The organism is Mycobacterium sp. 852002-51613_SCH5001154 (genome assembly GCF_001667425.1).
In the GTDB taxonomy this organism is placed as follows: Bacteria; Actinomycetota; Actinomycetes; order Mycobacteriales; family Mycobacteriaceae; genus Mycobacterium.
Genome location: NZ_LZII01000084.1, coordinates 1 through 14,433, shown reverse-complemented (window position 1 = coordinate 14,433; position 14,433 = coordinate 1). Strand labels below are relative to the sequence as shown.

The window sequence follows — 14,433 nt, the reverse complement described above, 5'->3', positions numbered from 1 at the left end:
ACCTACGCCGACGACGGCGCCATGATCGACAAAGGCGTCGCCTTCGCCTCCAGCCACCTCGACGCGGGAACCGCTGGAGCCTCGACGGTCGCGAGCGGCAGGGGTGGCTTCGGAAGCTGAGCGATCAGCTGTTGAGTTCGTCGCTCGACGGACAAGCCGGCCGGCGCGGGTTCTGGTGCCCGCCGCCGGCCGGGCTTGAGGTGGGCGTCAGCCGCCGTACTGGATAAAGCCCTTGTTGCGCATCAGGGCGTCCGCCAGGAACCCGTGCGGGATGCCCGGCGCCGCGTGCCACGTCGGGTGGGGCCCGGCATACACGTTGGCGATCGTCGGTTCGGCGAGCAGATCGTCGATCAGGCGCTCGTCATCGGTCATCGCGGTCACGACCAACGAATGCCGCAACGGGTCCACGCCCGCACCGGGCGACCATGGCGATACCCATACGCAGGGAAAGGGCAGCTCGACGTTGAGCGCGTCCGCCGCGGGCGCGGGCAGCAGGTGTACGGCCGGACGCAGCGCCGCGTAGCCGTCGCCGAGGTCGGCGACCACCTGATCGGCGCCCAGCAGCGGCGTCGATCCGCTGGCCTTGGCCGCCAGGTAATCCGCCAGCGCCCGAGCCTGATCGAGGGGCTGGGTGGGCAGCAGCGCACGCTCGTCGTCGGTGGGCAGCGGCTCGATGGCCGCCAGCCGCCGCGCGATCGCACGCGCCAGCGGGCCGGGGTCACCCTGGTAGAGCACGGCGGTGGTGTTGACGCAGGCCATGCCCCCGAGGTTGGCGATCGAGTCGACGATCACATCGACGTGATCGCGCCAGTCGTGGTCGGCGGTGATGAGGATCTTGCTGCGCCCCGGGCCGTTCACGATGACCGCCGGGTCCTCGGCGTACTTGTCGACGACCTGCTGGCCGCCGTACACCATGGCGAGGTCGGCCGAGCGGATGATCTCGTCGGCGCCGGCATGGTCGGTGGGCAGGTAGACGGCGTCCTCCGGGCGAAAACCCGCCCGCCGCAAGGCGGTTACCAACCGGTGCGCCGTCAGCGGCTCGCGGCGGGACGGGCGCACCGCGACCCGGTAGCCGAGCGCCAGTGCCTGCGGCCACAGGCCGTGCACGCCCGGGCCGTTTCCGGCCGCGTGCACGGCGAAGACCTCCCCCCGCCGCACCCACACCGCGCCACCGCGCCTGGCGCATTCCTCGCGCCGATCGAGTGCCGCGCCCACCGGCCGGGCCGGGCCGACCGCGTCGAATGCGCCGCTGACGGCGTCGGCGACGCTGCGCGCCCCGGCGCGGGTCACCGCGATGGGCAACCCCGAGATCCGGCTGGCCAGCCGGACGTACGCCTCGAAGTCGAGGCCGGCGACGACCCCGTCGGCGAAGATGCCGGCGGCTTGCGACAGCGCCGCCGCGCGCTGCTCGACCGGCAGCGGCGCCACCTTGCGTTGCGCGGCCAAGGTCCGCGAAACATACAGCGGCGGCACGAGGCTCAACTCGGCGACCGCGGCGCCGGCGGTGCTGAAGATGACCTCCCGACGGCGGGTCCGGTACTCCCCGTCGGGGCCGAGTGCATCGATCGCCGCCAAATCGGTTGCGGTGCCGGTACGTTCGTCGGTCACGTTCAGTACACGCCTTCGATGACGGCCTCGCCCTCGAAGGTGTCCACCGGCCGCACCTCGCTGACCGAGTCGCTGAGCTCGCCCGCCGGACCGGGCATCCGGACCGCCAGATCGCGCTCCAAGTTGTTCGGGATGAACATGCCCTTGCTGATGTGGTTCATCACCACCTGACCGGCCTGGCCGTAGGGCACCCGTTCTCCGGTGTCGGGATCGACCACCCAGAACACGACGTACGGTGCGCGAGGGTCGAATACGAACACGTCGCCGTCGGCCGTTCGGGTGACCGCCTGGGATAGCACCATCGTGCTGCCGAAGGCCATGGTGATCGTCGTTTCCGGGAAGATGCCGCGGAGCAGGTCGAGGGTGTCGGCGTCCACGTGCGCGCCACTGAGCAACAGGTAGCGGATCTTGTCGTTCAGCAGGTCGACCAGCCGATCGTCCCGGGCCAGGGCCTCGAGCAGCGGCGGGGTGGTGTGCAGGTTCGCGACGTTCTGCGTCCCCAGCACGAACACGGCCTGCTCGACGACGTGGTCGACATAGGCGACGACTTCGGAGGCGGCGCCGCGGGCGGCGATCTTCTTCACCCATCGGGGATCGATGTCGATCGCGTGGAACGTCGCGCCGAGCCGCTCGGAGACCAGCCGCGAGAAATATCCCACCCCGTGCGGTCCGCTGGGCATGAGGCACAGGAAGCCTTCGCCGCGGCGAAACCCGCCGGCGGCGAAGTCCTGGGTCTGCCATTGCACCACCTGCGCGACCCAATCCGGCAGCTGCACAGTCCGTTTCGGGGCACCGGTGGTGCCGCCGGACTCGAATATCTGGGGCACCGGGGGCGGCGTTCCGTAGCCGCGCGGGATGAGGTCCTCCACCGGCACGCCGCGCAATTCGTTGACGAGGTTGGGAAACATTTTCAGATCGGCGAAGGTGTTGACGTCGGCCATCGGGTCGAAGTCCAGCGTCGCGGCGGTCCGCAACCAGAACGCCGAACCGGTGTCTTCACCGAAGTGCCAGGCGATCGCCGCGCGCAGATAGGCCTCGGGATCGTCGACCGGTTCCGATCTCGGAACGTCCAACAACGAGAAGTCGATATCGGCCATATCAAGAGATCCTGGCCCATCCTCACCCGCTCGCCAAGCGCCCGTCGCCGTATTGGCTTACTTCGCATGGAATTTCGGCGCCGTGTACCCGTTGTTAACTTTCGCGGCCGGGCATGCATGGGGTTCATCTCGGTAGCCGTCGAGTCGGCTGATACCCGAGAACCTCACATAGCGTTGGCATTATGCGGCCTCGATGAGCTGTCGGCCACAGGGCTATGTTCTCTGCAGCGAAAGGGGACGGATGATGATGATGATGAACAACCGGATGCCGCCAGGGCGTATCGACAGCATGGAGCGCGAATGATCGAGTTCACCCTCACCCGGGCCTCGACGGCGCCGATCGAGACCGTGTTCGACGCCATGACCGACCACCGCGGGATCGCGGACTACGTGTGGGCAATCCGGCGCAGCACGCTCGATCGCGAGGGAACCCCGGCACCAAACGGTGTCGGCGCGATCAGACGTCTGGTGGCGATCGGTCCGCCGTTCGTCGAGGAGGTCATCGAGTATGAGCGACCCACCCGCTACGCGTACAAGATGATCTCAGGCGCACCGACCCGCAATCACATCGGCACGATCCAGCTGCGCGAGGCCGGCATGGGGACCGAGGTCAGCTGGCATCTACGGTCGACGCTGAAGATCCCCGGTGTTGACCGGCTGATGCTGCCGGTGTTCAAGAAAGTCATCGACGAGCTCCTCAAAGGCGGCATCACCGCCGCCGAACGCCGCTGCTAAGCCGCGCGGTTGTGTAGCCGGCGCGGATCGACGCCCGAGCGCCGCCACGCCCTGGCCGCCCACGGAGTGTAGATCGCCCCCACGGGCAGCCGGTTGATCAGTGGATTGAGCGCCCGCATGGCGGCGGCGAAGCGCTGAAAACGCTTCTCCTTCTTCGGGTTCCACTCCAACTGGCATACTTCGCGCATCTGCGGCGGCATGGTCCCGACCAAGACCAGCCGGGTGTAGGCGTTGAGCGGCGCGGACAACACCCGCCAGATCGGCTTGGGCATCCAGCGCGGGCCCGGAATGCCCTTCCTGATGTAGCCGGTGCCGTACAGGACGGTCTTATGCGGGACGAACCGCTCGAGCATCTCGTCCCAGTAGGCGAGGAACTCGTCGTAGGTCTGCGGCTGGCCGCGGTCGCTGACCCCGTAGAGGGCGTACCAGACCCTGCCCTCGTCGAAGATCTGCTCCTTCTCCGCACGGGACAGCCGGCGGATGAACGTGTCGGTGTTGTAGATGACCTGATCGACGAAGCTGGCGTGCGCCCAGTAGAAGAGCTCCGGATTCAGCGCGTGATACCTCGAGCCGTCACTGATGGTGCCCTTGATCGACTTGTGAAAGTCCCGGACCTTGCGGCCCCACTCGCGCGGTTGATCGGAGTAGACGGTCTTCATCAGCGGCGGCGCGGTCCGCTTGGCCCGGCCCAACGTGTCGCTGAAGACGACCGAGTGGTCGAGCACGCCCTGGGCGAGCTGCTCGATGCAGTTCTCGACCCCGGCGGTGCGTTGGAACCCGAAGAACTGGGTGCGGTTGTCCCCGTAGAACTTCCAGATCAAAGACTCGGGACCCAGCCGCGCGAAGTCGTCCGGCCCGTCGACCGGCATGGGCAGCGCCTCCCGAACACCGGTGTCGAAATCCTGGCCGGCCCACTGCGCTGTCATCCGAATCTCCTCGCCCCCAAACGCGCACACCCCGTTGTGAAGCAGTGAAACAAATGCGTATCTTTGTGTCAAACGAGCGTTGTCGCGCCGAGACTGCCGTGAGGGGCGTAATCCGTGCAGAACCACAGCCTTGCCAGCAATCTCGGCGAACAGACCGACCTCGACCGCACCATCCTGGACACCGCGCGCACCGTGTTCGAGACCTACGGCGTGCGCCGGGCCAACATCGAGGACATCGCCGCGCGTGCCGGGGTCAGTCGGAGCACCATCTACCGGCGCTTCCCCACTAAGGACGACCTGTTCGGGCACGTGGTGCGGCGTGAGGCCGAATCGTTCTTCACCACACTGGACCGGGCCGCGACGGGCTGCGACCCGCAGCAGGCCGTGATCGAGGCGTTCGCCCTCGGGGTGCGCCTGGTCCACGATTCTCCGCTGTACTCCCGGATCGCGGACAGCGAACCGGAGCTGTTGGGGATGTTCTCCCGCTCGCATGCCTTCCCCATCAATCAGTTCGCCGACGGGATCGCGCACACCCTGCGTCGGTGCGGGGCCGACATGCCCGAGCGCGACCTGACCAACATCGCCGACATCCTGCTTCGCGTCGCCCTGGGCATCATCGTGTTTCCCACCGACCGGCTCGACACGTCCGACCCCACGGCCGTCCGCGAGTACGCCGCCCGCTATCTGGTGCCGATCATCCGCGGTTGACCCGTTCCTGCTTGTCGGTGACCTGCACTAGCCTGGATGCGTGGCTGGGAGTTCTGCGGCTCCGCGGACCCGGTACGCAAGTTGCGGCGAGATCGACATCGCCTATCAGGTCTTCGGCGATGGCCCGATCGACCTGCTCGTGCTGCCGGGCCCGTTAATCCCAATCGACTGCGTCGACCTCGAGCCGTCGATGTACCGCTTTCACCGCCGGCTCGCATCGTTTTGCCGGGTGATTCGGTTCGACCAGCGCGGCATCGGCCTGTCCTCGCGGGTGCCGTCCCTGGACATGCTCGGCCCGGAGTCCTGGGCACAGGACGCGATCGCGGTCATGAACGCGGTGGGATGCGAGCGTGCGACCGTTTTCGCCCCGGGTTTCACGTCGTTGGCCGGCGTCGTGCTCGCGGCCGACCATTCCGACCGGGTGAACAGCCTCGTCATTGCCAACGGCGCGGCCCGCACCCTGCGGGGTCCCGATTACCCCATCGGGAGTGACCTCGACGATGCCGACCGCTTCACGACGGTCGGGATGGAGCCGGACGCCGTCGACCAGGGTTTCGACATGCTCGGCATCATCGCGCCCTCCGCGGCGGGCGACGACGCGTTTCGTGCGTGGTGGGACATGGCCGGAAACCGCGCCGCGTCGCCCAGCATGGCCCGCGCGTTCATCAACAAGGTCAGGGAAGGCGACGTTCGCGACCGGCTGCCCCGCGTCGCCGTGCCGACGCTGATCCTGCATCGCGACAATCCCGGCTTCAGCCCCGTCGCGCACGCGCGGTATCTCGCCGAGCACATTCCCGGGGCACGGCTCGTCGAGTGCTCGGGCGAGGACACCCTGTACTGGGTGGGCGATACCGCGCCCCTCCTCGACGAGATCGAGGAGTTCATCACCGGCGTGCGCGGCGGCTCCGATACCGAGCGCCTGCTCACCACGATCGTCTTCACCGACATCGTCGGCTCCACCGAGCGCGCCGCCCTGCTCGGCGACCACCGCTGGCGCGACCTGCTCGACAATCACGACACCCTGGTGCGCCACGAGCTGCAGCGGTTCGCCGGGCGCGAAGTCAACACGGCCGGCGACGGATTCGTCGCCACATTCAGCAGCCCGAGCGCCGCGATCGCCTGCGCCGACGCCATCGTCGACGCGGTCCGCGTGCTGGGCATCGAGGTGCGGGTGGGCATTCACGCGGGCGAAGTGGAGGTGCGCGGCACAGACGTCGCCGGCATGGCCGTCCACATCGGCGCGCGGGTGGCCGCACTCGCCGGCCCCAGCGAAGTGCTGGTGTCCTCCACGCTGCGCGACATCGTCACCGGGTCGCGACACCGCTTCGGCGACCGCGGCGAGACGGCGCTCAAGGGCGTGCCGGGCCACTGGCGGCTGTACTCCCTGGTGCGCGAGCACGCGATCGTCCGACGGTGAGCCGCCGCGGCTCGGCGTAAGCTGCCATCGGGCACAACGGACTCGGGCTCCCGGATTTCCGCGCGAGTTTCGGCGCACAGCTTGGTTTTTGGTCAAAGGAGTAGGCATGACTGACGTGCACGTCTCGCTGCCTCCCGCGTTGCGGCGAGCGCTCGATCTACTCGCGGATCCGCCGGCGGATCCCGACGTGAGCAAGGGCTATCTCGATCTGCTCGGCGGCGGATCCGACGAGGACGAACGCGTCGCGAAAAACACCGGGCCGATCCAGGCCGCGTGGGCGTCACCGATCGGGTCGATGCTCTACGACAACGCTCAGGCCCTGTCGCGGCGGCTGATCGCCGCGTGGCAGACGCCCCTCGAGTGGTTGAACATCCCGCCGGGCGGCATCGCGCTGGACGTCGGCTCAGGACCTGGCAACGTCACCGCCTCCCTGGCACGCGCGGCCGGTCCGGACGGACTGGCCCTGGGGATCGACATCTCCGAGGCCATGCTCGCCCGCGCCGTTCGCAACGAAGGGGGGCCACACGTCGGCTTCATCAAGGCTGACGCACAACGACTTCCGCTGCGCGACGACACGGTTGACGCGGTCATCTCGACGGCAGTGTTGCAACTTGTTCCGGATCCGGCGGCGGCCCTTGCCGAGATGGCGCGGGTGCTGCGACCGGGCGGGAGGCTCGCCGTCATGGTTCCCACCGTCGGTCCGGCCGCCCGGCTCTTCCAGAGGCTGCCGAACATGGGGGCGCATGTCTTCGACGACGACGAGATCGCCGACATTCTGGAAGACCGCGGGTTCGTCAGCGTGCGGGTGAAAAACCTCGGCACGGTTCAGTGGGTGCGCGGCAAGAACGGCTGAGTCCGGCGCGCTTTCGCGTTACCTCACGCGTCGGGGGATTGCGCGACCACGGCAAGCCGGTCCATGGACTCGCGCAGCATGTCCGGCGTCGTCGCGCGGGCGCGCTCGAGGCGGGTCGGGTCGGCCAGTGCCGTCCAATCGTAGGTGTGCGTCACCGTGGTGAGCTCGGCGTTCACCGGGCTGAGCTCCCAACGCCAGAGGTGACCGGGCGGCTGCTTCCTGGGTTCGGCTGGGCACCAAGCGATTTTGCTGCCCTCGACGAATTCCACGACGTGGTTCTCCCGCACGGCGCCGTTCGTCAGCGTCGTCTTGAACACGTCGCCGACCGCACGGACCCGCTGACCCGGGGCGGCCGAGGCGAGATTGCTGTTCCCATCCCAGCTCGGCTGGCGGGCGGGATCGGCGATCAGTTCGAAAATTCGCGCGGCGTTGGCCGCGATGACGCGTGTGGCGCTCACGACGCCTTCGATTTCCATGTCGGGCATGTCGCTATCCAAACACGCGGACCGTCAGCGGGGCACGGCGTGAATGTGACCTTCGGCCGATGCATCCGGGACCTTCGCCCGTCGAAACGCCGGGCGGCGCGTGCGACCGTGGTGATGCCGGGTCACCCCGGTGGTCTGCCCGAAGTGCAGCAAGCCCATTTTTGGGCGAGGCCATCCGCAAGGGCCTGATTGACCCACCGTCTTAAGACGGGGATCTGCCTTCGGGCAGACCCACATGCTCACGGCATCCGCGGCAGCGCCTCGACCGGCCCGGACAGCGTCGCCTTGACGTAGCGGGTGTCGTCGTCTGCCAACACCTCGGTGTCGTCGTGTTCGATACCGTCGACGATCGAGCGCGCCACCTCGCGCGGGTCGTTCTTGGGGGCGTCGAACCCGGCGGTCATCTCGGTGTCGGTGAAGCTGAGGTGCGCGGCGGCGACCAGGGTGCCCTGCTTCTCAAGTTCGATCCGCAACGAATTCGTCGCCGACCACAGCGCCGCCTTGGAGTCCCCGTACCCACCCGAGCCGGGCATCCAGGACAAGATCGAGGCGATGTCGACCAGGGCCCCGCCGCCGTTGCCGGCCAGGATCGGCGCGAACGCCTTCGCGACACGCAGCGCGCCGAAGTAGTTCGTCTCGAACACCGCGCGCACTTCCTCGATGTCGCTCTCGAGCAGCTTCCGCGCGCCCAGGACACCCGCGTTGTTGATCACGATCTCGGCATCCGGAGCCGAAACGGCCAGGGCCGCAACCGACTCCGGCTTGGTGACGTCCAACTCGACACTGACCACCCGCGGATCCGCGCTCGGCTTGGGCGCCCGCGCCGTGGCGTACACCTTCGCCGCCCCCCGCCGCAACAACTCGTCCACGACGGTCTTGCCGAGCCCGCGCTGTCCGCCGGTGACCACGACCGTCGACCCCTTGACGTTGACCATGACCCGCACTCCTTGACGTAGGTATATCGATTTTGATTCTGTCACCGTAGTTGCCGGCGTCGACATAGTCAAGTATGTTTTAGGTATGTCTATTTCATGGTCTGCGTCACAGCGGTACGGCATCACCGCGGCACCGGGAGGCCTGGGCCTGGTTCAGGACTTCCTCAACACGAGGGGAATCGGGGCGTACGGCCCGGACCTACTTGCGGACACCGCGCTCGCGGACGAATGGGTAGCGGATGCGGTGCACGCCTGGTCGGCCGCCCGCGGCATCGATGTGCCGGTGCCCACACTGGACGCCGCGGACCTGGCCAAGCTGCGCACCTTGAGGGCCAGGATCGATGCACTGGTGGCCGGCGAGGCACCCAGTGGCCGAAGCGCCGTCCCCGCCGCTCTCGTAGTCACCGACGCCGGTGAGGTGCGGCTGGAGCCCAGCGGCACCGGCTGGCGCTGGCTCGCCGCGGCGCTGTGGGCCGAGATTCTGCTCAGTCAGCAGGCCGATACCTGGCGGCGTATCAAGCAATGCCACAACCACCGGTGCGGGTCGACGTTCTACGACCGCTCCAAGAACAACAGCGGGGTGTGGCACGACGTCAAGACGTGTGGCAACGCGGCGAACCTGCGCGCTTCGCGGGCCCGCCGCCGTGAGCGTGAGCGTTTCACCGGCTCAGCGGTTTCGCCACAGTAGGCGGTATCGGTGGTACAGGCCCCGCCGAATGACCGCTCCCGGTAGCACGTCCGCGGTTACGCGGCGGATTTCGTGCAGACTTTCCCGGGGATCGGCGACGGCCACGCCGATGTCGCGTGTCTCCCGATGCAGCAACGACCCGGCGCGCGCCACCGGTGTGCACAGGGCCGCCCACGCCCAGTCGCCGATGGTCTTGTTGGCCGACAGACCGACGACGGCGAGTTCTCCTGCCGGTCTGAGCATTTCGCGCACTTTGTCTAGTGTCTCACGCAGTGGCAGGTGGTGCAGGCTCGCCACGAATGTGATGAGATCGAACGAATGTCGTTGCGCCTGAAACTCTTCGAAGCCGGCCAGCCGCACCGACACGTTGCTTGCGGTCTTCAGTCGATTCCCGGCCCGCCGGACTGCGGACGGGTCCGCATCGATGCCGACGACGCTGCGCGACACCGCGGCCAGCCGCTGGGCCAGCAGCCCCTCACCGCACCCCACATCCAGGACATCGCCGCCGTGGCGCGCCGCGAGTTCGACCAGCCAGCCGTGATACGCGGCGTTGTGGTTCCAGTAGTCGTGTGCGCCCGTCAGCAGCGCTCGATGCCCCTCTGCATGAGCGTCACGCCGGTGCGTGCCCGCCGCGGCGCGCTTCTGCGCACCGCCTGCCACGCGTCGCAGGCGCGCGCCTTGATGGGCGTCACCATGCCGAAGTTGGCAGGGCTCTGGCTGATCCAGGACGGCAGTGTTGCCACGGTTTCGATCCTTCGTCTGTTCGGCCTGTGTGCCGAATCATTGAATTCCACCGCGGCCGGTTTACGGATGCGCCGCGCCGGGGTGAACGCCATGAAAAGCCGCGTTGTGGTGCGACGCACACCCGTCGGCGCGCCGGCTGTTTGTCACACACTCCCCGAACGTCTGAACCGTCGCAGGTATCCCGGCAACCCGTGTGCCGGCGGCGCTTTCGGCCAATCGTCGGCACGGAAATACGCGTCGGTGCCGCCGTCGACGAAAATTACGCTGCCGCAGAGAAATTCGGCGGACTCCGACAGCATGAAACACATCCAGTCGGCCATGTGGCCGGCCTGGCCGAAGCCACCGAGCGGCACCGGGAAGGACCGCACGGCCTTGGCCTGCCGGGGCGTCGCAAGCTGTTCCTGCAGCAACGGCGTCATGACGGCCCCCGGCGCCAGGGCATTCACGCGCACACCCGAGCCCGCCCATTCCGGCAGCACCGCGTGTCGCCGCACCCAGCGGCTTACGGCGATCTTCGACGCCGCATACATCATCGTCGGCGCGGCCGGACCGAACGGCCGCACCGACCGCAGCGCCTTATCGGCGTCATGGGCGAGCAGCGCCTTCACCGTCCGGCGCGGCACGAGAGGCACGGTGGTCGACGAGTTGCTCCCCACGACGACCACTTTCGCGCTTTCGGCCGCGGCCAGCGCCGGCCGCCACGCGACGAGCGGCTCGACGACGCCGAAATAGTTGACCTGGCCGATCTGGCGCAGGCGTTCTCGACCGGGGCTGGGCCCCAGGCCCGCGGCCAGCACCGCACCGTCGAGCTTGCCGTCCGCGGCCGCCAGCACGCCGTCGGCGGCCCGCTTGCGACCGAGCGGCGTGGACAGGTCGGCGACGATATCGGCGTCCTTGATGTCGACGCCGATCACGGTGTGCCCGTCGGCCTTGAGCCGCTGCACGGTCTCGTGGCCCATCCCGGAAGCCGATCCGGTGACCGCATAAGTGCCCATCGCTCAGTTCTTACCAGCAGCCGTGCTGTTAGGTTGCCGAGATGCATGACCAAACGCCCTGCATCGACCTCGGCCGGCTCGAGTCCGTCTACGCGCCGCTTGCCGAGTCCATCCGCCGGCTCATCGACATCAGCATCCGCACCGAGGCGGAACCAGCAGCGGTGACGGCGGCCCAGGCCAAGATCGACGCGGCCGCAGCCGAATTGGGCGAGGCGGCGCAGCCGGGGCCCGTCGGCGTGCACTACCTGTCCGACGGCCAGACCGTTGCGTGGGGCAACGCGGTGGTCGGGATGCGCAACCCGGTGGCACCGCCGTTGGTGGTCCACCACGAGCCGGACGGCGTGGTGTGGTCGGAATTCACCCTGGGCGCGGCCTACGAGGGACCCCCCGGCCACGTTCACGGCGGCATCTGCGCGTTGGTGCTCGACCATGTGCTCGGCGCGACCGCGCACCGGCCCGGCAGGCCCGCCTACACCGGCACCCTGACCCTGCGCTACCGGCGCCGAACCGAGCTGGAGCGGCCGCTGCGGGTGCAGGCGCATGTCGAGCGCACCGAGGGCGTCAAGACGTTCGCCGTCGGCCACCTGGCCGATGAGGATGGCGTCACCGTCGAAGCGGAAGGCATATTCATTCACCCCCGGCAGTCGACGGCCTGACGTCAGGCTTTGGCGGCGGCCTGCTCCACATCGAGCAGCTGCTCGCCGCGTCGTTCCTCGTCATAGGCCTCGCGGCCGCCGCGCAAGCCGAACAGGCGTTTCGAGAACAGCAAGTAGATCACGGCGGCCACGTTGATGGTGAAGGTGACCAGCCGGGTCATCGTGATGCCCTTGGCGAGGTCGTGAATCTCCAACGGCAAGAACACCGAGGTGGCTATCACCGCGAAGTACTCGCCCCAGCGCTTCAGCAACCACAGGCCGACGCCCTCGACGACCTCCAGCAGCGCGTAGGCGGCCAGCATCATGGTCAGCAAAACCAGGGTGGAAGGCTTGGCGGCCAGCGCCTTTTCCAGCTCGTGCACGATGGTCATCTGATCGACCTTGAACCCGGCCGCACGGAAGATCGGCAGGTCACGGTCGAGGGTGGCCTGGATGGCGCCCCGCGCACCCCGAAACTTCCACACCGCGTACGCGGCGAGCGCGATCACCACCGCCCGGAACAGGCGTTCCACCGCGAGTGTCCGGATGATGATGGCCTGGCGTAAAGCCTTGCCGCGCATAATCATCGGGGCGTCCTCGGCACGTCCCCGCCCGTGCGGATTCCCCACGGTGAATTCACCGCAGCGCAGGCAGCGCCAGACCTCGCCCAGTCCGGTGCTGCCGCTCAGGCGCGCGGCCAGGTCCTCCTCGTCGGGCGCGTAGGTGGCGTGGCCCGCGACCGCACAGGTGACCAACTCCCACCGATTGCCGCCCTGATCTTTGCGCATGGCCGATCATCGCACTGCCTACTGCGGGTCACGCAAGAGGGCGCGTCAGAACCGGGGCTTGGTGCGCGGCCGTTGGGCGGTGGGGCTCGCCGCGCCCAGGAGGCCGGCGAGTTCGGCGACGGGGATCTCGTCGAGGCGGTCGACGGCCGCGACGATGTCGGCGCGCAGCGCGTCGTCACAGAACGGCTCGGCCAGCCATCCGAACTTGTCCGCCACGCGTTCCCAGGACATCGGCCGGGTCGGGGATCCCTCGTAATCGGCTTGCTCGCGGTCGAATTCCCGGCCGTCGCGGGTCACCAGGTGCACCCGGGCCGCCGTCCGTCGAGGATAGTCGGCGGTCAGGTCGGCGGCCGGTTTGACGTCGACACGCGTCAACAGGTCCCGCACGTCGGCGCGCGAAACCCGCTCGGTTTCCAGCTGTTCGGGGCCCACCCCGCCGTCGAGAAGTGCCACCGCGCTGAGGTATTTGAGGTTGTAGTCTGCCTGCTCCTTGGTGCGTGGATCGTCCTTCGCGCCGTAGGCTCCCCCGCCGGCGAAGTCGTACGCGCCCTGGAACACCTCGAGCGTCACCCGGGCGACGTCCTCGCCGTGCAGGTCGTTCTCGGCGCGCAGGGCCAAGACCGCGTCGATGACCACCTGCCCGTGGATGAGGGAGCAGTACTGCTTGAGGTAGGTCTGTTCGACGCAGTTGAGCCGCCGGTCGGTGGTCGCGAGATCGATGGCCTGGTCGAAAAGTTGCACCAGGCCATGCGGGCCCTCGAACAGCGACCTGGGTCCGGTGACGCCGCGGGCGGCCAGCATGGTCGCGTACACCGCGCGCATGCCGGTGATGGCCGGCGAGATGCCCTTCCAGTTCGAGACCGGCTCGGCGTGCACCGTCGCCAGCGACACGTTGTCGGCCGCTGCGGCGGAGATGGCGTTGGCGGTCTCCTCGACGCTGAGACCGAGCAGCTTCGCCGTGCCTGCCGCCACCGACATCGACAGCTGTAGCGCGTGATTGAGCCCGCGAGCCATGACCGGTACCTGGGCGCTGAACCGGCACTGCACCTCGTAGGCGACCGCCAGTGCCAGCAGGAAGTCCGCCCCGCTGGCGCCCGTGTGCTCGGCGACGGCCAGGACGGCGCCGAAGTTGTCGGCGGGATGACACAACCCCCCGACCGTCAGGTAGGTGTCCAGCAGGTCGGGGTAGCGCACCAGCACCGCGTTGAAGAATGCGGCCTGGTCCACCGACGCCCGTCCGCCGCCCACCAAAGTCGCGGTGGGCACGCCGCTGAACTGGTCGGTGTGTTCGCGAATCGTCGCGACGAGCTCCCCGTCCAGGGAGCCGACGGCGCAGGCGATGCTGTCGAGCACATTGCGTTTCATCAGCGCGCGCGGACGTCCGGTCAGATCGGCCCACTCCGCGCCTACGACGAAGCCGGCCAGGTCATCCACAACGTAGTTCTCTGCCATGCTTTTTCGCCTTCCGGACTGCTTACTTTCACTGAAGCGCAGCGCCGGCCCGGCGTCCAGGACCGTTCTCCTACCAGTGCTCGGTGGGACTTCTCACCGCAGGTGGGGGTCGTCGGCCGGCGCCCACCACCGGCCGGCGGGAGGGGCCGGCCAATCGCGGGTACGCGCGACCGCCAACAGCGCTTCCACGGCGCCGCGCACGCTGGCGCGGTCGTCATCGCGGCGGTGCAGCAGCGACCACGTCCACAGCGGTACCGGTTCGGCGACGGGACGCTGACCCAGGCTGGGCGGCACCGCCGCGGTGTGGCGCTTGGGTGGGGCGAGCACGGGCACGCCGACCCTGCGCACGTGCGCGTAGAACGCGTCG

16 protein-coding genes and 2 pseudogenes are annotated in these 14,433 nt (G+C 68.4%); 7 read left to right on the top strand and 11 right to left on the bottom strand.

What is annotated here, in order from left to right:
- Positions 1-120 (top strand): annotated as a pseudogene (locus A5750_RS26470) (cutinase family protein); the annotation flags it as partial.
- Between the two features lie 87 nt (positions 121-207).
- Here A5750_RS26470 and A5750_RS24025 read toward each other — a convergent pair.
- Together A5750_RS24025 and A5750_RS24020 are read right to left on the bottom strand one after the other, a co-directional pair.
- Positions 208-1,575: an aldehyde dehydrogenase family protein gene (locus A5750_RS24025; RefSeq protein WP_067266277.1), complete on the bottom strand. Its 1,368-nt coding sequence runs from the start codon at positions 1,573-1,575 to the stop codon at positions 208-210.
- A 35-nt stretch (positions 1,576-1,610) separates the two neighbouring features.
- Positions 1,611-2,705 carry an AMP-binding protein gene (locus A5750_RS24020; protein WP_067266267.1) on the bottom strand — a complete coding sequence of 365 codons (1,095 nt, stop codon included), beginning with the start codon at positions 2,703-2,705 and terminating at the stop codon, positions 1,611-1,613.
- 300 nt (positions 2,706-3,005) lie between these two features.
- On the opposite strand from A5750_RS24020, the gene A5750_RS24015 reads away from it, so the two are divergent.
- Positions 3,006-3,440, top strand: a complete 435-nt coding sequence (locus tag A5750_RS24015) for an SRPBCC family protein (RefSeq protein ID WP_067266263.1) — start codon at positions 3,006-3,008, stop codon at positions 3,438-3,440.
- On the opposite strand, the gene A5750_RS24010 is transcribed toward A5750_RS24015, so the two are convergent.
- The gene (locus tag A5750_RS24010) at positions 3,437-4,366 is read right to left on the bottom strand and encodes an oxygenase MpaB family protein (RefSeq protein ID WP_067266274.1); all 930 of its coding nucleotides are present in this window, start codon (positions 4,364-4,366) and stop codon (positions 3,437-3,439) included. The two genes, A5750_RS24015 and A5750_RS24010, sit on opposite strands and share 4 nt — an antisense overlap.
- 114 nt (positions 4,367-4,480) lie before the next feature.
- Between A5750_RS24010 and A5750_RS24005 the strand changes: the two genes are divergently transcribed.
- The 3 genes from A5750_RS24005 to A5750_RS23995 all read left to right on the top strand — a co-directional run bounded on the left by A5750_RS24005 (position 4,481) and on the right by A5750_RS23995 (position 7,344).
- The gene (locus A5750_RS24005) at positions 4,481-5,074 is read left to right on the top strand and encodes a TetR/AcrR family transcriptional regulator (RefSeq protein WP_066949537.1); all 594 of its coding nucleotides are present in this window, start codon (positions 4,481-4,483) and stop codon (positions 5,072-5,074) included.
- Positions 5,075-5,114: 40 nt separating this feature from the next.
- Positions 5,115-6,491 carry an adenylate/guanylate cyclase domain-containing protein gene (locus A5750_RS24000; RefSeq protein ID WP_066949540.1) on the top strand — a complete coding sequence of 459 codons (1,377 nt, stop codon included), beginning with the start codon at positions 5,115-5,117 and terminating at the stop codon, positions 6,489-6,491.
- 106 nt (positions 6,492-6,597) lie between these two features.
- Positions 6,598-7,344, top strand: coding sequence for a methyltransferase domain-containing protein (locus tag A5750_RS23995; RefSeq protein WP_067266260.1), 747 nt, complete (start codon positions 6,598-6,600; stop codon positions 7,342-7,344).
- Between the two features lie 23 nt (positions 7,345-7,367).
- Here A5750_RS23995 and A5750_RS23990 read toward each other — a convergent pair whose 3' ends face one another.
- Positions 7,368-7,829: an SRPBCC family protein gene (locus A5750_RS23990; RefSeq protein WP_067266256.1), complete on the bottom strand. Its 462-nt coding sequence runs from the start codon at positions 7,827-7,829 to the stop codon at positions 7,368-7,370.
- A gap of 239 nt (positions 7,830-8,068) precedes the next feature.
- Positions 8,069-8,764, bottom strand: coding sequence for an SDR family oxidoreductase (locus A5750_RS23985; RefSeq protein ID WP_067266248.1), 696 nt, complete (start codon positions 8,762-8,764; stop codon positions 8,069-8,071).
- 148 nt (positions 8,765-8,912) lie between these two features.
- On the opposite strand from A5750_RS23985, the gene A5750_RS23980 reads away from it, so the two are divergent.
- Positions 8,913-9,452 carry a CGNR zinc finger domain-containing protein gene (locus A5750_RS23980; protein WP_066949598.1) on the top strand — a complete coding sequence of 180 codons (540 nt, stop codon included), beginning with the start codon at positions 8,913-8,915 and terminating at the stop codon, positions 9,450-9,452.
- Here the strand turns inward: A5750_RS23980 and A5750_RS23975 are convergent.
- From A5750_RS23975 to A5750_RS23970, 3 genes are read right to left on the bottom strand one after another with little or no spacing between them, the layout of a single operon-like run.
- Positions 9,432-10,034 (bottom strand): bifunctional 2-polyprenyl-6-hydroxyphenol methylase/3-demethylubiquinol 3-O-methyltransferase UbiG, encoded by a 603-nt coding sequence (locus A5750_RS23975; RefSeq protein ID WP_066949594.1) that lies wholly within the window; start codon positions 10,032-10,034, stop codon positions 9,432-9,434. The two genes, A5750_RS23980 and A5750_RS23975, sit on opposite strands and share 21 nt — an antisense overlap.
- The gene (locus A5750_RS25620) at positions 10,031-10,288 is read right to left on the bottom strand and encodes a hypothetical protein (protein ID WP_082948104.1); all 258 of its coding nucleotides are present in this window, start codon (positions 10,286-10,288) and stop codon (positions 10,031-10,033) included. The genes A5750_RS23975 and A5750_RS25620 overlap by 4 nt, the downstream gene beginning before the upstream one ends.
- A gap of 51 nt (positions 10,289-10,339) precedes the next feature.
- A complete protein-coding gene (locus A5750_RS23970) occupies positions 10,340-11,191 on the bottom strand; it encodes an SDR family oxidoreductase (RefSeq protein WP_066949552.1) in 852 nt (283 codons plus the stop codon).
- Between the two features lie 41 nt (positions 11,192-11,232).
- On the opposite strand from A5750_RS23970, the gene A5750_RS23965 reads away from it, so the two are divergent.
- Entirely contained in the window at positions 11,233-11,847 is a 615-nt protein-coding gene (locus A5750_RS23965) for a PaaI family thioesterase (RefSeq protein ID WP_066949555.1), read from the top strand.
- A gap of 2 nt (positions 11,848-11,849) precedes the next feature.
- Here the strand turns inward: A5750_RS23965 and A5750_RS23960 are convergent, their stop codons facing one another.
- From A5750_RS23960 to A5750_RS26195, 3 genes and pseudogenes are all read right to left on the bottom strand, one after another.
- On the bottom strand, positions 11,850-12,614 hold the full coding sequence (locus A5750_RS23960) for a DUF2127 domain-containing protein (protein WP_066949558.1): 765 nt from the start codon (positions 12,612-12,614) through the stop codon (positions 11,850-11,852).
- A 45-nt stretch (positions 12,615-12,659) separates the two neighbouring features.
- Entirely contained in the window at positions 12,660-14,048 is a 1,389-nt protein-coding gene (locus tag A5750_RS23955) for an MmgE/PrpD family protein (RefSeq protein WP_082959197.1), read from the bottom strand.
- Between the two features lie 111 nt (positions 14,049-14,159).
- Positions 14,160-14,433 (bottom strand): annotated as a pseudogene (locus tag A5750_RS26195) (LysR family transcriptional regulator); the annotation flags it as partial.